The sequence below is a fragment of the Ruminococcus sp. AM31-15AC genome, from assembly GCF_003462045.1.
Classification (GTDB): Bacteria; Bacillota; Clostridia; order Oscillospirales; family Ruminococcaceae; genus Hominimerdicola; species Hominimerdicola aceti.
Genome location: NZ_QTYG01000028.1, coordinates 13,025 through 37,898 on the forward strand (window position 1 = coordinate 13,025; position 24,874 = coordinate 37,898).

At 41.2% G+C, this 24,874-nt stretch carries 21 protein-coding genes and 1 other RNA gene; 14 read left to right on the plus strand and 8 right to left on the minus strand.

Translation table 11 applies throughout. From position 1 onward, the window contains the following. Positions 1-4 precede the first annotated feature (4 nt). From DW793_RS08945 to DW793_RS15955, 3 genes are all read left to right on the plus strand, one after another. On the plus strand, positions 5-835 hold the full coding sequence (locus tag DW793_RS08945; RefSeq protein ID WP_118157680.1) for a DUF4866 domain-containing protein: 831 nt from the start codon (positions 5-7) through the stop codon (positions 833-835). Further along, positions 820-2,148, plus strand: a complete 1,329-nt coding sequence (locus tag DW793_RS08950) for a threonine/serine ThrE exporter family protein (protein ID WP_118157682.1) — start codon at positions 820-822, stop codon at positions 2,146-2,148. Before DW793_RS08945 ends, DW793_RS08950 begins: the two co-directional genes overlap by 16 nt. Before the next feature lie 127 nt (positions 2,149-2,275). After that, positions 2,276-2,482, plus strand: coding sequence for a helix-turn-helix domain-containing protein (locus tag DW793_RS15955; protein WP_118054350.1), 207 nt, complete (start codon positions 2,276-2,278; stop codon positions 2,480-2,482). Between the two features lie 162 nt (positions 2,483-2,644). On the opposite strand, the gene DW793_RS08960 is transcribed toward DW793_RS15955, so the two are convergent. After that, positions 2,645-3,130 carry a hypothetical protein gene (locus DW793_RS08960; protein WP_118157684.1) on the minus strand — a complete coding sequence of 162 codons (486 nt, stop codon included), beginning with the start codon at positions 3,128-3,130 and terminating at the stop codon, positions 2,645-2,647. A 253-nt stretch (positions 3,131-3,383) separates the two neighbouring features. Between DW793_RS08960 and DW793_RS08965 the strand changes: the two genes are divergently transcribed. Then, positions 3,384-4,511: a helix-turn-helix transcriptional regulator gene (locus DW793_RS08965; protein WP_118157686.1), complete on the plus strand. Its 1,128-nt coding sequence runs from the start codon at positions 3,384-3,386 to the stop codon at positions 4,509-4,511. Positions 4,512-4,590: 79 nt separating this feature from the next. On the opposite strand, the gene DW793_RS14460 is transcribed toward DW793_RS08965, so the two are convergent. Beyond that, positions 4,591-4,785 (minus strand): hypothetical protein, encoded by a 195-nt coding sequence (locus DW793_RS14460; RefSeq protein ID WP_147342184.1) that lies wholly within the window; start codon positions 4,783-4,785, stop codon positions 4,591-4,593. Between the two features lie 74 nt (positions 4,786-4,859). Here DW793_RS14460 and DW793_RS08970 point away from each other — a divergent pair, with 74 nt between their 5' ends. From DW793_RS08970 to DW793_RS08980, 3 genes are all read left to right on the plus strand, one after another. After that, on the plus strand, positions 4,860-5,588 hold the full coding sequence (locus DW793_RS08970; RefSeq protein WP_118157688.1) for a metallophosphoesterase: 729 nt from the start codon (positions 4,860-4,862) through the stop codon (positions 5,586-5,588). 74 nt (positions 5,589-5,662) lie between these two features. Further along, a complete protein-coding gene (locus DW793_RS08975) occupies positions 5,663-5,962 on the plus strand; it encodes a hypothetical protein (RefSeq protein ID WP_022288235.1) in 300 nt (99 codons plus the stop codon). A gap of 176 nt (positions 5,963-6,138) precedes the next feature. Next, positions 6,139-6,930 (plus strand): class I SAM-dependent methyltransferase, encoded by a 792-nt coding sequence (locus DW793_RS08980; RefSeq protein ID WP_390624671.1) that lies wholly within the window; start codon positions 6,139-6,141, stop codon positions 6,928-6,930. Positions 6,931-7,072: 142 nt separating this feature from the next. Here DW793_RS08980 and DW793_RS08985 read toward each other — a convergent pair whose 3' ends face one another. Together DW793_RS08985 and DW793_RS08990 are read right to left on the minus strand one after the other, a co-directional pair. Then, entirely contained in the window at positions 7,073-10,489 is a 3,417-nt protein-coding gene (locus DW793_RS08985; RefSeq protein WP_118157690.1) for a DEAD/DEAH box helicase, read from the minus strand. A 620-nt stretch (positions 10,490-11,109) separates the two neighbouring features. Further along, entirely contained in the window at positions 11,110-11,721 is a 612-nt protein-coding gene (locus DW793_RS08990; RefSeq protein WP_390624672.1) for an esterase, read from the minus strand. 335 nt (positions 11,722-12,056) lie between these two features. On the opposite strand from DW793_RS08990, the gene DW793_RS08995 reads away from it, so the two are divergent. The 5 genes from DW793_RS08995 (at position 12,057) to DW793_RS09010 (ending at position 15,414) form a co-directional block, all read left to right on the plus strand. Continuing rightward, positions 12,057-13,082: an NERD domain-containing protein gene (locus DW793_RS08995; RefSeq protein WP_118157692.1), complete on the plus strand. Its 1,026-nt coding sequence runs from the start codon at positions 12,057-12,059 to the stop codon at positions 13,080-13,082. Between the two features lie 92 nt (positions 13,083-13,174). Next, positions 13,175-13,345 carry a hypothetical protein gene (locus DW793_RS14640; RefSeq protein WP_181988329.1) on the plus strand — a complete coding sequence of 57 codons (171 nt, stop codon included), beginning with the start codon at positions 13,175-13,177 and terminating at the stop codon, positions 13,343-13,345. 55 nt (positions 13,346-13,400) lie between these two features. Further along, entirely contained in the window at positions 13,401-14,300 is a 900-nt protein-coding gene (locus DW793_RS09000) for a hypothetical protein (protein WP_118157694.1), read from the plus strand. Positions 14,301-14,383: 83 nt separating this feature from the next. Further along, complete coding sequence (locus DW793_RS09005) at positions 14,384-14,569, plus strand: hypothetical protein (protein ID WP_118157696.1); 186 nt, start codon at positions 14,384-14,386, stop codon at positions 14,567-14,569. Positions 14,570-14,787: 218 nt separating this feature from the next. Beyond that, positions 14,788-15,414: a formate/nitrite transporter family protein gene (locus tag DW793_RS09010; RefSeq protein WP_181988330.1), complete on the plus strand. Its 627-nt coding sequence runs from the start codon at positions 14,788-14,790 to the stop codon at positions 15,412-15,414. 448 nt (positions 15,415-15,862) lie between these two features. On the opposite strand, the gene DW793_RS09015 is transcribed toward DW793_RS09010, so the two are convergent. Next, a complete protein-coding gene (locus DW793_RS09015) occupies positions 15,863-17,230 on the minus strand; it encodes an MATE family efflux transporter (RefSeq protein WP_242998099.1) in 1,368 nt (455 codons plus the stop codon). A 216-nt stretch (positions 17,231-17,446) separates the two neighbouring features. On the opposite strand from DW793_RS09015, the gene smpB reads away from it, so the two are divergent. Both smpB and ssrA read left to right on the plus strand, forming a co-directional pair. Further along, on the plus strand, positions 17,447-17,914 hold the full coding sequence (gene smpB / locus DW793_RS09020) for an SsrA-binding protein SmpB (protein ID WP_022286588.1): 468 nt from the start codon (positions 17,447-17,449) through the stop codon (positions 17,912-17,914). A 3-nt stretch (positions 17,915-17,917) separates the two neighbouring features. Next, positions 17,918-18,277: a transfer-messenger RNA gene (gene ssrA, locus DW793_RS09025) on the plus strand. Positions 18,278-18,633: 356 nt separating this feature from the next. On the opposite strand, the gene DW793_RS09030 is transcribed toward ssrA, so the two are convergent. From DW793_RS09030 to DW793_RS09040, 3 genes are all read right to left on the minus strand, one after another. After that, entirely contained in the window at positions 18,634-20,178 is a 1,545-nt protein-coding gene (locus DW793_RS09030; RefSeq protein WP_252969808.1) for a sensor histidine kinase, read from the minus strand. Next, entirely contained in the window at positions 20,162-20,836 is a 675-nt protein-coding gene (locus DW793_RS09035; protein ID WP_117876655.1) for a response regulator transcription factor, read from the minus strand. The genes DW793_RS09030 and DW793_RS09035 overlap by 17 nt, the downstream gene beginning before the upstream one ends. Before the next feature lie 386 nt (positions 20,837-21,222). Next, entirely contained in the window at positions 21,223-24,150 is a 2,928-nt protein-coding gene (locus DW793_RS09040; protein WP_118157698.1) for an ABC transporter ATP-binding protein/permease, read from the minus strand. Positions 24,151-24,874 lie beyond the last annotated feature (724 nt).

A 24,874-nucleotide genomic window follows, 5' to 3' on the forward strand; every position in this document is an offset into this window, starting at 1 on the left:
TAATATGCCTACAGTTTTGCCAAAAGAAAATGAAGTCGAACAGTTTTTTTCAAGGATAATGGCATCGGAAGGAGCTTGCGAAAGGCTCAGCAACGTGCTTTACGATCACCTTAGCGACGACGATATGCAGACCGATCCTGACCCAAAACATCTTGTGCAGGTGCTTTTGACCGCATATACGAACGGTGATATAAGTGCGCTTCTGCTGGAGCTTTGTGGAAGAAGTCTTTTCGATCTGCTGAGAGAGGCATACCTTATACCAAAGCGTTTTCACGGAAAAGCCGGAAAAAATCCTGAACTCCTTACGACCCCTGAAGGCGATGTCATTGAAGAAAAGAAAAAGCTTGTCACAAAGCATGAGTTCGAGAAATTTCGTGATGTGTACAAAAACCACAGCTGTGCACCACGTTCAAAGCTTTATCTTGCAGACGGATATGACCTTATGAGGGTCTATACCGACGGAATGAACATTAAGGAAAAGCGTGTTGACAAAAGACGTGGCGTGATTATACTTTACGCCCTGCCTGACACTGTAAAGCTTGGACTTTCCGAGGCTCAGACCTATAATGTTATATGGAATACATTCCACAAGATACAGCAAACTGCCCCGACAGCAATGGTCTATTACGGACAGGAAACAGGCGAAAAGGCTGGAAAATCATTTGATGAGATCGGCGTTTTACTGCCTGTTCATCAGTTTGAAAAGAAAATGCTCATGCACCTCAGCGAGATAGACGGCATTGTGCTTGCCTGCCGTGAGGAAATGATGAAAAAAGCAGGCTCAGACAGCTTGATCTTTAAAAACGGAAGTGATACTGAATGTCACAAACTATAGTTAAGAAAAATCACATGGATATCCCATGGCACGATTTCACAGACGCCGAAAAGGACGAGCCAGTATCAAAGGCGAGCCTAAAAGAAAAAGCCTCTGTTATAGGCAGGGTGGGAATGATGTTTCTCTCCTGCGGAACGGGAGCGTGGCGTGTGAGAAGTTCCATGAATACCATGTCGGAATGTATGGGACTGACCTGCACAGCAGATATCGGGCTTATGTCCATAAACTACACCTGTTTTGACGGCGAGGCTTGCTTTTCGCAGTCTCTTTGCCTTACTAACACGGGAGTAAACAATTCAAAGCTAACACGTCTTGAAATTTTCATCAACGATTTTGTCAACCGCTGCGATAGTTTGACTTGCGAACAGGTCCACAATGAACTTGACGATATCGAAAAGATACACGGACTTTACTCGCCGCCTGTTTTGGGCCTTGCGGCGGCACTTGCCTGCGGAGCGTTCACATTCCTGCTTGGCGGTGGACTGACCGAGATGATATGTGCATTTTTCGGTGCAGGCATTGGCAATTATGTGCGGAGCAAATTCACAAAGCACCACCTTACCCTTGTGCTTGGAATAGTTGCCTCAGTATCGGCGGCGTGCCTTTCATATGCAGGGCTGTTTGAACTTGCGAAAATACTTTTCAATATAAAAATGCAGCATGAGGCAGGCTACATATGTGCAATGCTTTTTATTATACCTGGTTTTCCGTTCATCACAAGCGGCATAGACCTTTCAAAGCTCGATATGCGTTCGGGCATCGAGCGGCTGACCTACGCCCTCATCATTATAATTGTAGCCACAATGACGGCGTGGTTAATGGCACTTATCCTGCACCTTACGCCAATGGACTTTTTGCCTCTGCACCTTACCTTATGGCAGTTCATACTGTTCAGACTTGCGGCAAGTTTCTGCGGGGTTTTCGGATTTTCCGTTATGTTCAACAGCCCTGTCAAGCTTGCAGCCTCTGCGGCAGTTATAGGTGCACTTGCAAACACTCTGAGATTGGAACTTGTTGACCTTGTTTCATTTCCTCCGGCAGCTGCTGCGTTTGTGGGGGCATTCACCGCAGGCATACTCGCCTCGCTGCTGAAAAAGTATGTGGGCTATCCGAGAATATCCATAACCGTTCCGTCCATAGTCATAATGGTTCCGGGATTATATCTTTACAAGGCTTTCTATAATTTGGGCGTCATGTCCCTTGAAACATCTGCGTCATGGCTTGCGTCTGCTCTGCTGATAATACTAGCTCTGCCTTTGGGGCTTATCTTCGCTAGGATAATTACGGACAGGTCATTTAGGTGTTGTACTTAAAATCTTAGTCATAGCCTAAAGTTATACCGAACCCACATAAAAAAACTATATTGATATACACTTTCCTATTAAGACTATTCTCCATTACCTATAACTGGGATCATAGGCATTTGTCTGCAAAAGCGAAGTGCTGAGGTGTTTTAAGAACATAACAGGACAGTCGCCGTTTGAATATCTAAAAAATTATCGTCTGCGCAATACGGCATATATGATAAAAAACACATCTGACTCGATAAATGCTATCTGTGGTCTTTGCGGCTTTGACGATCACAGCTATTTTTCAAAAGCCTTTAAAGAAGCCTACGGGTGCAGCCCCAGAGATTTTAGAAAGTAGAATATACGGGACAATATCTCATAGATTTATCCGTCAGTCATGTAGACATTACATTTTCCTGTTTATAGGGCTACGATAAAACTATTATCAAACAAAAGACGTTTCATTTTATCCAAATGGAACGTCTTTTGCATTTATGCTTTTTCTTGTATAAAAAAAGAGTCAATTATTCTCCTCCCAATAATCCTCTGCATCCTCGTAGTCATAGAAATCATCATAGTGATCTTCATAGAGATCCTCTGGGTCGTCATAATCATGAGCATCATACTCAGCAGATTTACTGGTTGAGGTTTTATTGGTATTCTTACGGGTAGCTCTGGTAGCTGAACTACTTGCTGTAGTGGTTTTCGGACGTGATGTTGTAGCAGTTGTGAATGCTGGAGTATAGCTGTTCTTATTATTGTAATACTTAGGGTCATGTATCAAACAGTAGCAGCCGCCTTCTTCAGGAGTATTGTCACAGCCTGAGTGTGCGCATTTGGGGCGCAGGGCATCATAGATCATGGCTATCCCTATGATGATCAACACAGCGACAACGATTCCTTTGAGATTGAACGAACTATGCTGAGAGCTGTTTTCTGTTGTCAGCTTGTAGCCTATATAATCGTCAAGCATTTCCTCGTTTCTGTTGTTTTTTCCAGATTCCATAATCACACCTCCAAACTGTATTTCTAATATTATACCATATTTTTTAAGATTTGTGGTAACAATTTTTGGACAGTTGAATATTCTGTCCCTTTTATTATTTTTTAGTGGCAAAGTCGTGAGATGTTGCCCACTTGGACGTTTTTATAAAGCAACGAACCATTGAGTACGAAACAACGAATTGATAATTGACCTGAGTTTATCTCTATGCTATAATTAGCGTACACCGGTGATAAAATAATTCGGAGGTATTTAAATGCAAGTAAAAATTGGTGAGAAAATAAAAGAACTGCGAAAGGTGACAGGAAGGAAGCAAGAGGACCTAGCCACCGCCTTAGGTGTTACGCCACAAGCCATTTCAAGGTGGGAGGCAAATGGCGGTTATCCGGACATGGAGATGATCCCATCGATAGCTAACTATTTCCATATATCGATCGATGAATTGTTTGGCTATAATAATGACAGGAACAGAATTATTCAGGAATATAATGATAAGGCTCAATGGCTGATAAATAATAACGATGATATGACAGAGTGTATTGCCCTAATGCGTAGAGGGCTTGAAGAGTTTCCAGACAGAGTGGATTTTAAGACCAAGCTTGCTTGTGCTTTACATAAGCAAGGTTGGAAAAATAAAGGCAAAGAGCCAAATATCTTTTGGGAAGAAGCCGCTAAACTGTATGAGAAATTATTGCCTCATGACCAATCGTGTATCATTCCGTTACTATCCGTATATTCCTGCCTAGGTAAATATGAAAAAGCCGAGCAGAAAGCATCTGAACAGCCCGACCTTGAATTGTGCAGACAAGTTCTGTTAGGAAATTTAGGAAGTATCGGCAGTATAAATGATGAGAAAAGGGCTGAACAATATCGTGGAGACGCAGTGTTAGAGCTTCTTCATGCTTTTCAAAAATCACTTGATGAAGCGATAGTGTGTAATAATGAGCTGAATAATAGTCGAGAAGGATTGGAGCTTCTTTTATTGACTCGACAGTTGTTTGATAAAATAGTAGGTACTGAATGCCATGGATTTCACAGTGACTTATGTTTTATAGATATGAGATGCGTCAAAATCGCAAATAATATCGGAGATCATAAAGTTGCAATGGACTGTTTTGATTCAGCGTTTGAGCAATATATTAAATTTGAACAATGGAAAATTAAACAATTCAAAAGATCGGAAGAACGGAATAATAAGAGCATAAATGATGAGAATAACGATGAGCATTTTACTTCATCACTGTTGAAATCTGTAAATCCGACAGGTCATAAAGTAATTGTATGTGAGCCAAGCTTTTTAGTAAAGACTGCGACTTCCTTTCCAGAGAAGGAAAAGAAGTTAATTACAGAAGATCCAAAGTACGCTTGCATATTTGAGCAATGATTTTACATGATCAGTAAACAACAAAAACCTTTCTTTCGTTCGACAAATTTCAGTTTATAAAGGTACAGTTAAATTATTATCAAAATAATGACCACACAACACCACAGGCTCTCGCCACACTGAAAAGCAGCGTGGCAGACCTTGCGGTGGTGACAATGCCTATAAGCACCAAGGGTTCACTCAGATAACATAAGCCAAAAGAGTTCCATGAGCTTATCCCCATTATACAGCTTGAAGCGAACTCTATGCCAATGGGTAAAATTTTTTCAAACATCCCCAATTTTACCCCTAAGTATGCTATAATAGAATAGACAAGAAACCCGACCCAAAACCCAGCGAGGTGCTTTTATGACATATGCAATATCTGATATCCACGGCTGTTATGAGGAGTATATTAAGCTTCTCGAAAAAATCAACTTTTCTGAGGACGATACCCTCTATATCCTAGGTGACATCTGCGACAGGGGCGAAAAGCCTATGGAGATCTATAATGACATCATGGCTCGTGATAATGTTATCCCGCTGTTCGGCAACCACGAACACCTTGCCTATATCAATCTCCGCCACCTTATAAAAGATGACGTGAGCAAGCTTACAAAAGATGAACGGCTAGACCTGATTGATTGGCTCACCAGCGGAGGAAAACCCACTTTCAGCGAATTTATCTCCCTCTCCAAAGCCGACCGCATGGACTTTATGGAGTTTCTTAAAAGCTTCTCAATGTATGAGGATATCACCATAAACGGCAAACGTTTTGTCCTCACCCATGCAGGTCTTGGGGGCTTTAGCCAGGATAAGCCCCTTGATGAATACACCCTCCACCAGCTTATCTGGGAGCGTGCCGACTATTCAAAACGCTATTTCAGCGACCCGAATACTTTCCTTGTGACAGGTCACACCCCTACCGCCAATATCCCAAACCACGGCAGACCCGAAGCCTACAAAGCCAACGGACACATAGCCATAGATTGCGGCTGTGCCTCAGGTGGACGTCTGTGTGCATACTGCTTTGAAACAGACAGTGAGTTTTATGTTGACAAGATAAACCAGCCCCTTGAAAATCACTTCAAAATGTGATATACTTGTCCCGTTAAATATCATAACCGACGAGGATAAAACAGTTTGTGTTACATTTGCAGGAGGTCTATTGTATGTTTGAAAAAATATCATTTCCCGAATATGAATATGGATCTATCCAAAATTACTTAAAGAAATTGGGATATTGTTATACCACAAGAGTATATAAAGAACTTGGAAAATATAAAGTCGGGGAATTATATGCTGCCCCTTGGGGAGATGTGTTGATAATAGATGAAGTTAAAATATATTGGAAAGTATCAGACCGACCATTCTATAACGAAATGAATGATGACGAAAAGGCAGAGATACGCAAATATTCCGAAGATATGGGATTGCCATATGAATTTATTAAATTTTCCGTTTATGAGTAATAAATTTCAGTTTACTCCTTTTACTCACACCCACCGATACAGCTCCCCTGTATCGGTATTTTTCTGCCCCAACGCCCCTATCCGCCCCACCTCTATTGACATTTTCCCCTCAATGTGCTATCATAAAAAAGTAAGTTAGTTGCAACTATCTTAATAACACCACAGGAGGAAGAAAAATGGATATGAATGAAAAACCAAAGCTCTCAGGCGTGCCTGAAACTATGCTGCAAACCGTGTATGCCCGTGCAAAGGAAACCAAAACAAGGGGTGCGATAAAAGATACAAAAGCCGTGGAGATAATAGATAAGATAAACTATGATTTTTCACTTGCCGATAAGGACTCAGCAATGCACAGTGGCGTTGTGGCAAGGACAATAGTCCTCGATAAGCTTGCGAACAAGTATCTTGCAAAAAAACAGGGCGCAGTGGTGGTGAATATCGCCTGCGGACTTGATACACGCTGTTACAGAATGAACGGCTACACCCATTGGTATAACCTTGACTTGCCCGAAACTATCGCCGTGAGAGAAAAGCTTCTCCCTGAATCAGGCGAGATATCCCAGATAGCAATGTCCGCAATGGACGATTGGAGCGGAGAAATAACCGAGCACGATGCCCCTGCTATCGTCATCATCGAAGGTCTGACTATGTACCTCTCCGAAAAGGACGTAAAGGAGATTTTTGACGTCATAAGCAAACGCTTTGACCACGTCACAGTATTGGTCGAGACGATGAGCCCCAATATGGTAAAGCATATGAAAGAAAAGTCGATCGAGGGCAGCAAAGCCAAATTCACATGGGGCGTCAAGGACGGCAAAGAGCTTGCAAAGCTTCTCCCGAACTTCCGCCTTATAGAAGAACACAGCCTCGCCGAGGGTATGGCGGAGTTTATCCCAATATTCAAGCTTCTTAAAAAGATAAAGCCTGTGAGCAATATATCAAACAAGATAGTAGTAATGGAAAAATAACTTTGACTTCCCACCCCCGCCATGCTATAATCCCAAATTTAGAAGTTCCGCCACGCAAAAAGCCCGTCAAACAGCGTATCAGCGTTGTTTGACGGGCATATATTTTATACAAGTAAAAAAACAGGTGAATATGCCTCTAAAATTATGGAGCAATAAGCATTATATCCTTTATATATGTACGCTTTGGGCCTTGAGACTTAATAACAAAAGAAATATGATTTCCCTTACTTATTATGTTTTCAGCATTAATGGTCTGAGAAAAAATGTTTTCATCAATGGTATATGTTTTATTATCATATCCCGTAACCTCTGCGTATTTTGCTCTTTTACCGCGTTTTACATCAGTTATGACTCCTTCTATTCTCGTAATGTCATTATTATATTCCATTACGGAATTTACATCGTCATCTATAAGTTCTGGATATTGCTTTTTGTATTTTGAAATGACCTCATAGGTTTCAGTGATCACATCACCACCGCAATTCAGATATAATTTTTTATCTCCAACAATATAAAATTCTTTTTTTGCACGGGTAGCGGCAACATTCATCATGTTTGGTTCACTCACAGCCCATCTTGCAGCACCTGCACTCTGTTGATCTGCTCCAAGTACCATAAAAACTATCGGCGCTTCTTTACCCTGAAATGTATGAATAGTTCCCACGTTTGTAGGCTTTCCATGGTCGTCAAACCTTGTAAAGCCTATTCCCTTTAATTTTTGGGAAAGCATATACGCAACATTTGTAAAGGGCGATATGACGTATATGATATCTTTTGCTTTTTTGTCAATGATGGCAGGGTTTTCTTCTATCATTTTCTTGATTTTTTTTAAAAGAAATTCCCCTTGCTCCTTCACATACTTGTCATTTGCTTTTCCCTTTACGTCAAACCAACCAGTTTTTCCGTTTCCAGGGTTACCTTGAACCATAAATCCGTTATATGAAATTCTATTTGAAATTGTAAACATAGGATCCAAACATCTTCTGTGGACCCATAGTGGTATACCTATCCATGATCTGTCAGATCTATCCTCTTCTTTGTAAAATCCATATCTGCTTGCACAGTCAGTCAATGTCTGCGTTGATGCGGAATTTGATAAATATTTTTCAGTCACTCCAAAATGTTCTCTAAGCATATTCAGAATGTTTGAATCCATTGTGAGTACAGGCTTTATTTGAGAAGGATCTCCTACGACCATAACATTATGGCTTCTGAAAATTGCTCCTACGCTTGCTTGCGGAACAGCCTGTCCCGCTTCATCTATAAAAAGATGACCAATGGTGTTGACCCCAAGATTTTTGCACATTCGAGAAAAGCTTGCAAAGGTGGAGCTTATAACAGGGATAGTCAGGTTAATCCACCCCCATGCTGCTTCAATAATATTTTTCCTTTCGATGTACTTGTTCTGAGAATCCCATATTTTAGCGGCGGACATGACATTTTTTCTGTTTTCGTATAAAAACTGTTTTCTGACTTTAAGAGATTTTATAAACAGCTTTGATTGTTCCTCTCTGTAATATTCATTAAACCAAGGATTTGACAAATGCAATTTATCATAATCCTGAGCCATATCAAGCGACATGACATCATTGTGATCTAACACAGAACTGAATTGCTGAACACTTTGCTCTAATTGCGATATTTGTTCATGGCAGGATAATTTCCATGCTTCAAGATCTTGTTGTGCGGCATTTAGCTTTGCTGAATACTTTGCTTCTTTTTCTTTTAGATCCTTTATGCGATCTTGAAGAGTATCTTCTTCATTGTTGTAATAAATTTCTTTATCTAAAGCATTTTTAAACCTTTCATTGGCCTCGTTTGTTTTAAGCTGGTATTCACTTTTTTTATTTTTGCTTGAAAATAATCCCGGCTTTTGCTTTTGCAGCATATTAACATATTCTTTTACGCTGGCTTTAGTTTCTCTTGTTTTTTCCAAATGGATTGAATTTTCATTTAGAAGATGCTCCGCCTGCTTGCGCTCTTCAACTATTTTCTTTAAAGCTCTGTTTGCCTCTACAAAATCACTATTAAATTGCTCGGTTTTGTCTTTTAATTTGGTATCGTATGATGATCTTAATTGATCGAGTTTAATACGTTCCTTATGATATTTACTAACCTTTTCTGCAAATTTCTGAGTTTCTTTTCGGATATTACTTACCCTTTCATACTGCTCAATGAATTCTGCATATACATCACTATCCGATACATATTCTTCATTCAAATATTTTGCAACACATTTTACATTGGCGGTTATATGATTCATATTTGCAGATCTTCCGCCCTCAAGAGAAAACAGTCCCCAAAATTTATCTGTATCGTCATTTGGCTTGACGAGAATGGCCTCATGCTTTTTACCCTTCTCATCTTCTTCCCATTTTGAGGATACCTTTGAATTAGCGATACTGCAAAAATAGTCAGCTTCTTTAAGCTCTTCGATAAACTTTTCGTCAATTTGTTCCTTAGTGAGAGGAAGTTCATTTACGATATTCTGCACTGCGCCATTATTGAAACTTGCAACAACAATGTTGTTTTCTGTAATGATCTCTGGAAGAACTCCAATAGATATGTTGTCAGAATCTGCCGTTTCTTTTGACGCCTTAATTGACTTGTCCCTTAGTTTGGCAATATCATAAGCCTGTTTTACAATAAGTTCTGCAAAAATGTCCTTCAGCAAAGTGGTTTTTCCTGTTCCCGGAGGACCATTCACGCTTCTTATTGTTGTGTCATCATATCCTGCTGAGAGATTTACCGCAACCTGTTGCATAAGCGAAAGAGCAAATTTTGTGTTTCCAGGAAATCTTCCCAATGGATAATTTTTAGGCTGAAGTATATCCTCAAAAACATTAGGGGCAAAATTCGGAGAAGTATTATTACTGTCCAGATTTATTCGATTTTTTGTGTTTCCGTAAAGGTATACGTTAAGATTAGCGGTCGATATTTCTTTAGCATTTTCAAGATCATCAATGAAAAAAGAATGAAGATTTGTTGCGTCACTTTCTATATTTTTAAGGAATTGGATCCTACAGCTATCTGTTGATATTTTGAATTTCTTTAGGACTTTGTTAAATGCTTTATTGAACTTATCTGCATCTTCTGAGGACTCATCAAAAAGCTGAGCAAGTTCTTCTTTTAGTTCGTCTTCAAATATTTTGAAATCAGCTTTATTGGGGACCTTTTTAAAATAACGTATGTATGCGCTTTCAGCGAAAAACATCATATCCTGCATATAGTTCAGTTTTTTGTCAAAGTACAGGGCGAAACTGAACTTCTTTCCTGTATTTAATTCTTCGTTAGTAGGCTTAAGATTATATTTTTCACGAAGTATTGCAATAACCTCAATGAAATCGAACACATCAAAATACAGAACTATCCCACTATTTTGATTATTTATATCGTTACAAATTTTGTTGTTCGTGATATTACTTTGAATATAGGAGTAAAAATCATTTTCCTTAGGACTTTCCAACTTGAATATAGCTTTGTCATTATCTTTAATATCGCCCTCGGATAAATGTTCGATCATTATCCAGGCATCAATAATATTTTTCTTGTCCACCATTTTAGCTTCTCCTCAAATGAAATTATAAATTGTATTTATACACGAAAGAAACAACGTCTAAAGATATCGACGAGAGTTATCGAAATATAACATTCCAATTATACCATATAAAGGACGGGTTTTCAACACTTTTTGGTAGAAATCGGCTTAAAAGACCTGCTCAAAACAAAATTTACAGACGATGACAAAAGAAGAATACGGGATTTAAAAGCTGTGAGCAGTTCAGAAAAGTGATCTGGCTTATTGACTATTGGTGCGGTAAGAACGTAAAAGAATTAAAAAAATGCCGCTTTCAAGGCACTAGATAATGCACATTGAAGCGGCAAACCAATTTTACCTTTCAGCGGCTATCAATACAGTTCTGCATGGTAAGCCGTCTGCATGATAAATTCAGCGGCGCTGCGTTTAAGAAATAAACGCCCTCTAAAGCCTCTGAGTCCCCACTTGATAAGGATCCTCTTGGCCGCATCTGCGTTCTGTTTTTTCGCCATAGCCCTAAACTCTCTCAAGAAACCTAACAGGCACACTCTCCGTCAGCCAAACTCCGTTCTCCGAAAGATAAGACTTATAAAAACGCTCGTCTTTTTCTTATCCATTGCCATTCCCCTATCTTCCGTTCATCACCCAAGCAAACCCCTTAGCTGTCCGCAAAGCAGGCTCTTTAAAATGCCCGCCCTTGTTCCATTCAAGGCGCATTCGATACCCTGCCCCGTCAGCAAATCATAACTCTCACGGATACAGTCGCCCACCTTTGACATGACCGCATTTTTCGTCCTTTCTTCCTTGTCACCAAGGCTGAGATAAACAGCGTCGCATTTTATCTTATTCTCTTTCATATACCCCACAAAATCAGGAAACCACACCGACGGAGAAGCCGCCGCAACGCCTGAAAATTTCTCCGTTTGAAACGCCGCCCACAAGGCAAAAAGCCCTGCCAGAGAATATCCGCCAATGTAATAATTCTTGCTCTTGTCCGAGCAAAGCGTTAATATCTCCGTCAGAGTGTCTTCCGCTCCATTGCCGAAGCCCTCATTGCCAAATACCGCAGGGGCTTCCCATGGTGAAAGCTCCCTGTTCCAATCCTCGACCTTCACCGCAATAAGCTGAAAATCCACACTCGTGAGCTTTTTTATCTCTGCCACCTCGTTTCCTATCTCAGGCAGATCATGGTCGCCCACAGGCTGAATAAGAACAATATCAGCATTTTTGTCGCCATAATAATGGTATGTCATTTTGCCGTCACCTCTGTAATGTATCTCACTTCAAGTACCCCTTTACAACGCCAACAAATTCCCCTATATCCGCAAAATAATTAAGATAAGCCTCACTTAGCCTTGCGAAAGGAGAAAACCTGACAAGCACATTGTCCGTCCTATCGTTTCTGCGGTATTTCGTTTATTGACAGTATATCACATTATCCGCAATATTTCAACAGCCCTCAAAGTCAAGCCCTTTTAATCTGTGTAGTACTACAATAATTGTACCACATCGCAAAGTAAAATACTTGAAATGACATACGGCATATGGTATAATAACACTATCTAAAAAACTATCGGAGGAAAATCATATGGGATTATTTGATAAACTTCGTGAACCTGTGGTACTAAAAGAGGACAGCAGTGCGAAAAAACAACTTGAGCAGCTGGACTTTTATTCAAAGCTTGCACCTGAAAGTGTCAAGGAACAAATAGAACAGGACAAAAAACTTGTTTACTATGGCATAAAAGGCGAAGAGGCATTGATGTTTGAGCTGAAAAACAGTCATATGCCTATGTATATTCTTCACGATATTTTCTTTGAAGAAAATGGACTTACAACGCAGATAGACTATATAGTAATCACACGAAAAGTGATACTGATAATTGAGTGCAAAAACCTCTATGGAAATATTACTGTTAATAATCAGGGAGATTTCACTAGAACCATTCAATTTGGAAAACGCTATCATAAAGAAGGTATATATAGCCCTATAACTCAAAATCAGCGTCATTTGGATATGATAAAAGAAAAGCGTCGAAACACTAAAGGCTTACTCACCAAGGCTATTTTTGAACATTATTTTGACGATACATATAAGTCAGTAGTTGTTTTAGCTAATCCAAAAACCATAATTGACATGAAGTATGCACCTAAGGATATAAAATCCAAGATAGTTAAAGTTGACGGACTTAACAGCTATATAAAAAGACTGAATGACGAAAGCCGAAACGAAAATATGTCAGATAAGCAAATGAAAGAATTGGCTGATTTCTTTCTGCAAAACAGCATTCCAAATACTACTGACTATACTGCCAAATATCAGCTTGAAGTCAATGAGGAAAAAACAGTTACTGTAAAGGAAGAGCCAATTCAAAACACATATTTTGACAGCATTGAAAATTCACCTGTATATAAAGCATTAAAAGACTATCGCTACAAACAAAGTGTTAAGGAAAAAATCAAGCCATATTTCATTTTTAATAATGCTCAGCTTGAAGAGATAATAAAAACTAATCCACAAACTTTAGAAGAACTAAAATCAATAAAAGGCTTTGGTGATGCCAAATGTCTAAAATACGGTAAAGACATTCTAATGATATTGGGAGATTATTGATATAACAATAACTAACTTCAGATATATCCACCGATACAGCTCCCCTGTATCGGTATTTTTCTGCCCCAACTCCCCTATCCGCCCCACCTCTATTGACATTTTCCCCTCAATGTGCTATCACAAAAAAAAGACGAGTTAGTCGCAACTATCTTAATAACACCACAGGAGGAAGAAAAATGGATATGAATGAAAAACCAAAGCTTCTTAAAAAGATAAAGCCTGTGAGCAATATCTCAAACAAGATAGTAGTAATGGAAAAATAACTTTGACTTCCCACCCCCGCCATGCTATAATGATAAAAAAAAGAGGTGACCCCACATGACCAATAAAGCATACTACCACCTGCCGGGGCTTTTCGAGTTTTATGACTTTTACGCCGCTTTCCTGCCCATATTCCGTGAGCATAGAGATTATTTCTATGACTGGTGCGAAATAGGCTCTGTCTATGGCGCACCTGCCGACTGTATATGGGGCGGTGGACGAGCAGGCTTCGGCGAACATTCGCCACGAGAAGTCCTCGACCTTATGAAAGAATATAACATCTCCTCACGGCTGACCTTCAGCAATTCCCTGCTAAGAGAAGAGCACCTCTCCGACAAAAAATGCAATGACCTCTGCAGGCTGTTTTCCCAAAGCCCGCCTCCACAAAACGGCGTGATAATATGCTCCGACCTGCTTCTTTCATATCTGAAAGAGAATTATCCCCACCTCTATTTTGTGTCATCTACCACAAAAGTCCTCACCGAGTTTTCTCAGCTTGTAAACGAGCTTGACCGTGACGATTTTTCCTGTGTAGTCCCTGACTTTCGCCTAAACAAAGCCCTGGATAAACTCTCCGATCTCACCACTGAGCAGAAAAACAAAGTTGAGTTTCTTTGCAACGAGTGCTGTTATATAGGCTGTGCAGACCGAAAAAACTGCTATGAAAACGTCAGCCGCAAAAATCTCGGTGAAAACTGCCCCGACCATGTTTGCAAAGCACCCAATGCCTCAGAGGGCTACCGCTTTTCAAAAGCCATGGAAAGCCCTGCCTTTATCGGCATAGAGGATATCAAAAACACCTATCTCCCCATGGGATTTTCAAACTTCAAAATAGAGGGCAGAAGTTTAGGAAGTGCCATTATCCTTGAATTTCTGCTCTACTATATGACAAAACCCGAACATCAGCTAAAGGTCAGAGAGCAAATTTATCTTGACAGTATGCTTGACCTGTTCTGAAATGGGATTGACTTTAGGCTATAAAACGTGATATAATAGTGAAACAGACGAATTGTAAAAAAGAAAATTTATGGAGGAATATAATGAAAAATAATATAGTGATAAGTCTGATAGTTGGAATTGTTTTTGCAATAATTTGGAGCATAGTGTTCGTTAAAGTTCTCGACAGTGTTGCAGGAATTTGTATTGGAATATGCCTTGGCATTACAATGGCAGTATGCAGTAGCTTAAATTTGACTAAAAGCGGACAAAATAAAAAAGATAAATAATTTTTTGCCGATACTGCCCCGTATCGGCTTTTTCATGCCTAGCGTCACATATCTCCCATATCACAAGAAATATGTCACAAAGCTCATGTTACCCATGGCTTACTTGGAAACAAAAATCAAAATAAGTGTAAACAATGCCACTTTTTTGTTGAAACAGCCATTATAATATAGTATAATAACACAGTGCTTTGTCACAAAAAAGTTATAGGAGAATTTACATGAAAAAAATTATCGACATATTTCTGCGTTCTTTGCTCACAGGCGTGGCGATAGCCATAGGCGGAACAGTCTATCTTTCCTGCCCTAACAAATATCTGGGAGCGTTTCTTTTCGGCATTGGACTATTTGTGATACTGTCCTTTGGCTTTGATCTCTTCACAGGAAAAGTCGGCTACGCAGTTGAAAACAAACCCTCTTATCTCGGTGAACTTGGCATAATATGGCTCGGCAATTTTGCAGGGGCCGTCATCTCCGCCCTGCTTATTACCCAAACACGCATATCCACCATAAGCGACAAAGCCACAGAGCTTTGCAATATAAAGCTTGGGGATAATATCACAAGCGTTTTTATCCTATCATTTTTCTGCGGAATACTTATGTTTGTTGCCGCAGACGGCTATAAAACTATCCAAAACCCTGTGGGACAGATACTTGCAATATTTCTCCCCGTTGTGGTCTTTATCCTCAGCGGCTTTGAACACTGCGTCGCTAATATGTATTTCTTTACCATAGCAGACTTATGGAGCGTTAAAGCCTTTGGCTACCTTATTATAATGTCCCTTGGCAACTCCATTGGCGGAATATTTATCCCCCTTCTGCGAAAAGGCTTTGTATCAAGAGCATGACACCTGTTTTTATAGGCTTATATAACATATAAAAAAAGATACCGCAGTTCAAAAAGAAACTGCGGTAAAAAAATGACTTCTGCTCTCAGGAACACAGTAAAGGGGTATTATGAAAACATCGCAAAGTTTCAAAAACCAAAACAAAATCAAACAAAAGAGTAGTAAACACCATAAGATAACAAATAAAACACAATTTAAACAATTTAAAAGGAGTGTGCAGAAGTTATAAGGCGTGCCTTGTGCGGTATTGCCTTGATTCGTTCCTGATGTATGTATTATATCACACTAAAAACCATTTGTGGTAACTTTTTTTGGACAGTTGCGACTTTTTTCAAAAAAAATCTGCACTCCGAAAATCCCAAAGCTTTCAGAGTGCAGATTTATCTTTTTCTGTAGAGGCGAAAAGCGTTTGCCCCTTTCCACGTCTATCTGAATTGTCGCCTGTCTATCAAATAATATCCGCCCTGCGTTTACCTATCTGTGCAAACTCTTTGCGCCGTATGATAAAGTAAGCCACTGTTACCGCAGTGCCTGTTATCACCCAGGAAACAGGGTAAACTATCATGAGCATAAGATAGCTTCTGTGAGCCGCATAAATCGTGTTCACCCACACAAGCCTGAACACACAGGTGCCAAGCACAGTTATGACCGCAGGTGTCATAGAGTGACCCATTCCCCTAAGACAGCCGCCCGATATCTCGTAAACGCCCGTAAGAAGCTCCAGCAGGCAAACTGACCACATTCTTATCATTGCATAGTGTATAACGTTCTCGTCCGTTGAGAAGATCTGTATAAAAAGGTGTCTGCCAATAAGGAATATCATACTCAGCCCAAGACAGCTTGCAAGCCCGATAAAGGTGCAAAGCCTGTATATCTTTTTACAGCGTTCCTTATCCTGAGCCGCAAAATTCTGACTTGTAAATGTGGTCGCAGTCTGAGCGAAAGCGTTTATCACAAAATATGCCATGAACTCAAAATTCTGTTCCGCTGTGCTTCCGGCGATACCGTCTGAACCGAAGCTGTTTATCGCCGCCTGTATCACAACGTTTGACAGCGAGAAAACCATGCTCTGCAAACCTGCCGGCAAGCCTATCTTTATGATACCGAGGAGATATTCCCAGCGTATTCGGAGTTTTCTGACATCAAGTCTTAGCATCTCCTCCTCGTGGGTAAGGAAGTAAAGTATCATACAGGCACTGAAAAAGTTTGATATAACAGTTGCCGTTGCAACGCCTGCCACGCCCATTTTGAACACGATCACGAACACAAGGTTCAGAATAACATTTATAACGCCTGCGGTGATAAGAGCGTAAAGAGGTCGGGTGCTGTCGCCCTTGCTTCTAAGCACTGCCGAACCAAAGTCATATATCTCTATAAAAGGCATTGCAAAGAAGAATATCCTGAGATACAGCGTTGCAAGCTTTAAAACATCGTCAGGCACATTCATCATGCCAAGGAGTATCGGCGCAAGTATCTCGCCTACACCCAGTATGATAAATCCGCTTATGACCGCCAAAAGCACCACCGTATGTACAGCCTCGTTTGCCTTATCTTTTCTCCCCTGACCTATAAGCCTGGCCACCACGACGTTTGCACCGACAGAAAGCCCCAGAAAAAGGCTTACAATAAGGTTCACCAATGAAGAATTGCTTCCAACCGCCGCCATGGCTTTGTCGCTGTCAAATCTGCCCACCACTGCAAGGTCAGCGGAGTTAAAAAGCTGCTGCAAAATACTTGACAATGCAAGGGGCAGTGCAAAAATAACGATCTTGCCCACAAGCGGACCGTTTAACATATCTATTTTCTTATTTTTCATACCGGATCTTCTCTCATCTTTCAACTAACTATTTCTCACATCTAATATTATATCACACCATCAAAGCTATTTCAATACTTGAATTTGCACATAAGCACACACAGAGATGTGTAAAAATCTAAACATTACGACCATTTGTACAATTTTTTGAACTCTTTGCCTGTTGACAAAGGCATGAAATGGTGTTATAATAATATTCCACGGGAGGTGAGCAGTATGGCGATAGACAAAAAAGGCACAAAGCAGATTGCCGACAATCGAAAGGCACGTCACGATTATTTCGTGCTGGAGCAGATAGAGTGCGGTATCGAGCTTGTGGGAACAGAGGTCAAGTCTATAAGGAATGGCGGCGTCAATCTGAAAGACAGTTGGTGTTCTATCGAGGACGGAGAGATGTGGGTCAAAGGTATGCACATATCCCCTTATGAACACGGCAATATTTTCAACCGTGATCCACGCCGAGAGAGAAAGCTGCTGCTCCACAAACGTGAGATACTGAGGCTGTTCGGAAAGGTACAGCAGGAGGGTCTTACGCTTATCCCGATGTCGCTATATTTCAAAGGCAGCAGGGTCAAGCTCGCACTTGGGCTTTGCAAAGGTAAAAAGCTTTATGACAAGCGTGACGACATGGCAAAGAAAGCCGCACAGCGTGACATAGAGCGTGCCATGAAAGAGCGAAACTAACACGGGGGTGTAAAGGTTTCGACGGGGGTTTTGAAGCACGATAAGCGAGTAGAGGAGCGCACACTCTTTAAACGGCGTACGTTTTAAAATTAGACGACAACGATAATTTTGAATTAGCTGCTGCTTAAGTCAGCGCTCGTCTTGCCTTAGAGTACCACGGCTTTGGTAAAGGCGTCGATCAGTGGTGAACGTTACAAAGCGACGGCTGTAGCCTTGTGATGTATCACAGCCTACCAAACACACAGGCGTGTCTGTTTGCCTTTGTGCAAGGGAACGGGAGTTTTCCGCAATAACAGAATACACTCGTAGAAGTTCGTGGGGATAGGCTTTCGGACAGGAGTTCGATTCTCCTCACCTCCACCAGCAGGGGCGTGCCCCTGCACCCAATTCCGCTTTACTTTATGTAAGGCGGTTTTTTTATTGCCGCTCATCAATTTTATCTAAAACCCAACCATTGTTTCTCCGTGGTGGGCATTTCCCGTCAAGGCTTTTCGTAAACACACAAAGTCACCGCTGTGATAATTTGTGTGTCACTTTTACAAATTCAGGGGCGTGCCCCTGCACCCAATTCCGCTTTACTTTATGTAAGGCGGTTTTTTATTGTCGCTCATGGATCATTATTTATAAACCCAACTTTGTTATTTCACCATGGCAGACGCTGATATAATAAAAAAGAGTGCATTACCACCTCATCAGATAATGCACTCTTATATTTTACCCTATTTCTCCTCCAGCCCGCTGAGCGAAAGCCTGCTCTCCATTTTCTGAACAGTCTTGCTCTCCTGCTTTGCGATCTTTGCTTCAAACCAGAAGGTCGAGCCTTTGCCCTCCTCCGATTGAACGCCGTATGCAAAGCCGTGGGCTTTGAGTATCTCCTGACAAATGGAAAGTCCAAGTCCTGTGCCTACCACGTCACGCTTTACCTTTGCGTCACGGTAGTATCTGTCAAATATCTTCGGCAGAAGCTCCTTAGAAATGCCCTTTCCGTTGTCTGTTACTTCAATACGAACCACATCAGCCTTGTTTATCTGCTTGATACGAATTACCTTATTGTCACCTGTGTAGTTTATAGCGTTGTTTATAAAGTTGTAAATGACCTGATCCAGCTTTGCGATATCCGCCGTTATCACTCTGTCCTCGTCCGGAATATACTTGATATCATAACCGTTTTGCTCTATGAGTATCTGATATCGAGTCATGCAGTCATTGAGCTTGTCAACTATAGAGAAGTCCGTGAGTTTAAGCTCCGCATTGCCCGACTCCAGCTTTGAAAGCTCCAGCAGATTATTTACCAGACTTGAAAGCCTGTCAGCCTCGTCGATAATGACTTGGATATGCTCCTGCCTCTTCACAGGATTATCCCCCGACAAGTCCCTTATCATTTCCGCATAAGCCTTTACCATAGTGAGCGGTGTTCTCAGGTCGTGAGATATGTTCGCAATAAGGTCTTTCCTAAGCTCCGATACCTTTTGTATCTCGTCCTTGGCACTGTTAAGCACCGTGGAAAGCTCCTCTATCTCACAATAGCCATGGCCATTGAACTCCACCGTATAATCCCCTTCACCGAATTTCTTCGCCGTGTTCGTAATGTCAACGATAGGCTTTGAAAGTCGCTTTGAGATATACATAGTTACAATAAAAGCAAGCTCAAAAAGTATGATAGTGATATAAATGAGCTGTTCTCTTATAATGCTTACAGTGGAATCTATCGGCTCTATTGAGCTTTCAATGAAAAGATACGCCTGCTTATCCGAATCGTCAGTGTAGATAGACGTGCAGTAAAAAATCTCCTTGCTCTTGAAATTCTCATTCTGAGCAATTTTTGTGATGTAGTTATCGTCCGACTGCTTTAACTGAGATATCATCTTGAAAAGTCCGATGCCATAGCCCTTATTTATGACTTTGTTAAGGTGCGAATATGCTCCCATGTTGTTTTCCATCACAAGAGGATTGCCCATTTCGTCCGTTATAACAATGCAAAGGCTGTTGTCAAAAGCCAGCGAGCGGTTCGTTACCTCCTGCTGGTCAGTGCCATATGCTTGGATTATCTGATTAGCAGCGTCTGTGATATCTCTTATCTTCGCCGACTGATAATATCTTTCCAAGAAAAAATACTGAAAAAGCCAGATAAGAATAAGAATAAAAGCCGTGAAGAAGATAAAATACATCCACACATATGACCGCAGACTTCTTTTCGCCTTTATCTCCGCCGTCTTATTGCTGACTTTTTCCCTGACTTCTGCAAGCTTACTGGATCTTTTCAAACTTATATCCCATTCCTCTCAGAGTAACAATAAGATTGCGGTATTTTCCAAGGCTGTTTCTCAGCATTTTTATGTGAGTGTCCACAGTTCTGTCGTCACCGTAAAAATCAAAGCCCCATACCTCTTCAAGAAGCTTCTCTCTTGAAAGCGCAATGTTCATGTTCTTCACCAGATAGAAAAGCAGGTCATACTCTTTCGGAGTCATAGAAACCTTCTGCCCGTCTATCTTTACCTCACGGGCTGTAAAGTTTATCTCTAATCCCTCGTATCTTATAACGTCCTCAGTGCGCTGAGAAGCTGACGCACGGTTAAGCACCGCCCTTATCCTTGCCATAAGTTCCTTTGGCGAGAACGGCTTTACTACATAATCGTCAACGCCTATCTCAAAGCCGAAAAGCTTGTCATACTCCTCGCCCCTTGCGGAAAGCATTATAACAGGTATCTGCTTTATTTTTCTTATCTCCTTGCAAGCTGAATAGCCGTCAAGCTTCGGCATCATAACGTCCATTATGATGATATCGAAATCCTGATTTTTCACCATTTCCACAGCCTGCATACCGTCCTCAGCCTGAGCTACTTCATATCCCTCAAACTCGGCATACTCTTTGATTATCTCTCTTATTTTAATTTCGTCATCGACTACAAGAATTTTTGCCATAGTTATTCCCTCCTATTCAGGCAGCACCGCACAAGGACCGCCTATTGGCTTTGCACGCAATCCTTTTGTGTTGCTGCCTTAATTCATATTCTTTGCTTATATAATAACCTATTATTGTGTAAAATTTGTGACGGTTTATAGAATATTCTAAGCCATACCGCACCAATTCACAAGAAAACTACTGCCCGCCAACCAAAATGGTATGACGGGCAGTAGCTTATATAGGAATTTGTTATGGAAATGTCAGGAAATTAGCAATGTCCCATCATAATGAGAGCCATAAGACAAAGACCTGTTACGATGCAGCTCATTGTGCCCATGATGTTGTCAATTTTTTCTGCTGTAAGCTTTTTCATAGTGATTACCTCCTTGGGATCTAAAATAAACTATTCTGTTCTCAGTGCGATAACAGGGTCTTTCTTTGCCGCCACTCTTGACGGGAACAGACCTGCGATAAGCGTCAGGCAAACGCTTATTGCAATGAGTATAACTGCCGCACTGACAGGTATTGAAGCTCTTATCGGCACGTCTGTAAGATGTGCGATTATCATGTTTATCGGTATTGTGAGCAGATAGGAGATAATTATTCCCAATGCACCTGCCACAAATCCCACGATAACTGTTTCGGCATTGAACACTCTTGATATATCCCTCTTTGAAGCACCTATACTTCTCAGAATACCTATCTCCTTTGTTCTTTCCAAAACTGAGATGTAGGTTATAATGCCTATCATGATAGATGATACCACAAGTGAAATTGCAACAAATGCGATAAGAACATAGCTGATAGCGTTTATTATAGACGTGATAGAACTCATCATAAGACCCACATAGTCAGTGTATTCTATCTTGTCCTCTTCGCCGACACTGTCGTTGTAATCGTCGATAATATCTATTATCTTTTCCTTTGAAGCAAAGTCCACAGGATAGATATTTATGCTGTCAGGGTCTTCAACAACTGAATAGCCAAGAGTTTTCATGTTGTTGTCATAGTTTGAAGTGGAATATTTTCCGCTGTTTGCAAGCTGATCCGCATTTGTGTCGGACTGTTCTTTGAGCATTTGCTTCATAAGCTCCATTTGCTCGTCAGAAAGTGAAGCTATATACTTCTTCTGAGTTTCGGTAAGCGATGACATATCACCGCCCTGAATTGCTGACATATCCATTGAACCCATGGCATTCATGCCCATATCTGCAAGCTCGCCTGTATCGGAAGCACCGCTCTGCTCCATAAGAGCCTTATACTGCTCTTCGGTCATTCCCTCAGGTATCTCCATAGAGCTGTCGCCTGCAACCAAACCAGCCTTCTTATCTGTGTCGGAGCTGTCTGCTGTTTTGTCAGCCTTGCTTTCTGTATCGGCTGTGCTGTCGGAAACGGTTTCTGAACTGCTGTCTGTATCTGTCGCAGTCTCGTCCGTTTTGAACTTAAGTCCTGTGAAAACATCTATGTCAGGATTTGCTATCTGCTCTTTTACTATCTCGCTTTTATCTACTTCGTCGATAAGATATGTCATAAGGTCATGACGATAGCCTATCGCACCGCTTATGGAAGCAGAGGAAGCGTCCTCGTCAGGTCGCAGGATACCGACTACACTTATTTCTGTGCCGTTTGCAACAGCCTTTTTCATGTAGCTCTCATCGCCTGTCATATCTTCCCACACACCGTCTTTTTTCTTATAGAAATCAGGTGTAGGAACGACCTTGAATTTCAGGTCAAGAAGCTCATCATAGGTGTAAACGTGCTGTTCGCTGTCAACGGATATATCCTCTCCTGCCATGGCACGTCTTACTATGCCGTTAAGCGAGCTTGGGTCGAGAAGTCCGAGAGAATAAAGCACATAGTCGTTTATCTCGTTATTCTTGTCAACTACAAGCACAACTTCATTGTACTTTTCAGGCAAACGTCCTGCGATAACGTCATACTGCTTGTCGATAAGCTCCTCATTATCTATCATTTCGCTCCATACGTCAGTACCCATGCCCATCATGCCACCCATTGAGCCACTCATGGACATTGCTTCCATCTGAGTTGAGGACATATATCCCATATCTTCAAGAAGCGTTGACGGATTGACTTGCATTACACCGCTGTCGCTCTCCGTAAAAACGTTAAGTGTAGTGGCGTATGTGTACTGAACGTCGCTTGTAAGGTCTTTCAGGTCGCTGTTATCGTCAAGATATTTCTTGAACTTCTCCAGATTGTTGACCTTTGTTTCTTCCATGAGAGTGTTTATCATCTCGCCCATGGCATTCTGAGAATAGACCTTATCTTTATCGTGGTTTGCTGAATCCTCATGGTTTTTCGCCATGGTGTTCATTATCTCGCCTATACTTGCGGTGGTCTTTGTTATCTGAAGCGGATAGCTTGAAAGAGTATCAGACTGCACCTGATCTATATAAAGCTGAACGCCGTTTGAGATAGAAAGAATAAGTGCGATACCGATTATACCAATAGAGCCTGCAAAAGAGGTAAGAAGCGTTCTTGCCTTTTTTGTCATAAGATTGTTTCGGCTCAAAGACAGTGCAGTAAGGAAGCTCATGGAAGTTTTAAGCTTTTTGCGCTCTTTCTTCGCCGCCTTTTTGTCAGCCTTAGTAGGCTCTTTTTCAGGCTTTTTGATAGGCTCAACAACATTCTTGTCAAGAGGGTCGGAATCGTCTATGACCTTTCCGTCAAGAAGTTTGATTATTCTTGAAGAATATTTCATTGCAAGCTCAGGATTGTGAGTTACCATTATAATAAGCTTGTCCTTGGAAATGCTCTTCAAAAGCTCCATTATCTGCACGCTTGTTTCAGTATCAAGCGCACCTGTAGGCTCGTCTGCAAGCAGAATGTCAGGCTCATTCACAAGCGCTCTTGCAATGGCAACTCTCTGCATCTGACCGCCTGACATCTGATTAGGCTTTTTGTGGAGTTGGTCACCAAGACCCACCTGCTCGAGAGCCTTGACGGCTCTTTCACGTCTTTCTGACTTTGAAACACCTGATAGGGTCAAAGCAAGCTCAACGTTTGAAAGCACTGTTTGGTGCGGTATAAGGTTATAGCTCTGGAACACGAAGCCTATGGAATGGTTTCTGTAGGAATCCCAGTCGCAATCCTTGAAATCCTTGGTAGATTTGCCGTTAATGTTAAGGTCACCGCTGGTATATCTGTCAAGACCGCCGATAATGTTCAAAAGAGTGGTTTTACCGCAGCCTGACGGGCCGAGGATAGAAACGAACTCATTCTCACGAAAATCAATGCTAACGCCTTTAAGGGCAGAAACGGTGGAATCACCAACGACATAATCTTTTTTTATGTCCTTTAAACTAAGCATATATTTTCTCCTATTTTTGTTATTGTAAAGATATTATAATAGGGTTTTATAAACTCAGTTTAAACATAACACAGTTTTGGGTGTAAAAATTGTCGGAGGGGGGATTTAGGTGAGGAGTGAGGAATGAGAAATGAGGAATGAGCATAGCAGACCAAAGTAAATTGCAAGCATAAAGTAAAATAAAGCACCGAGCGAAGCGAGAGATAAAGCGCACGCTCAAGCCCGGCGCTAGAGGGCTTGTGGGGTCTAGGGGCAAAGCCCCTAGCGGAGTTTGAGGCAGAGCCTCATTCGGCGCAAGCCGACAAGGTGCAGATTGTAGTATCAAAAGCATATAGAAGTCAAATATCAGATAAAATTGATATCGGAGTATAAAATCTGCACCGCTTTTCTATCCCATAGCAAAACGTAGATACGCAAAGAGCGAAGCGATTTTGCGGAGGAATAATCTATCAATAAAAATTGTAGGGGCTTGGCGAAATTTCTGTTCGCAAGCTCACAGAAATGCGACAGCCCGCTATTTCTTGCCCATTGAATTATCGGGGAATATCACAATAATGTACCTCGAAAATAATTTGGCATCAAAGATACAACAATCACAGCATTACACCTCCGAGCGGGCTGTCGAGGGCGCCAGCCCCTACAAGCGTGATAGGATAGTTTTTTGTTCTGTCCTACAATGGTTGTAATCGTGGACTTGTTTCTTCGACGGGCGAACGCTGTTCGC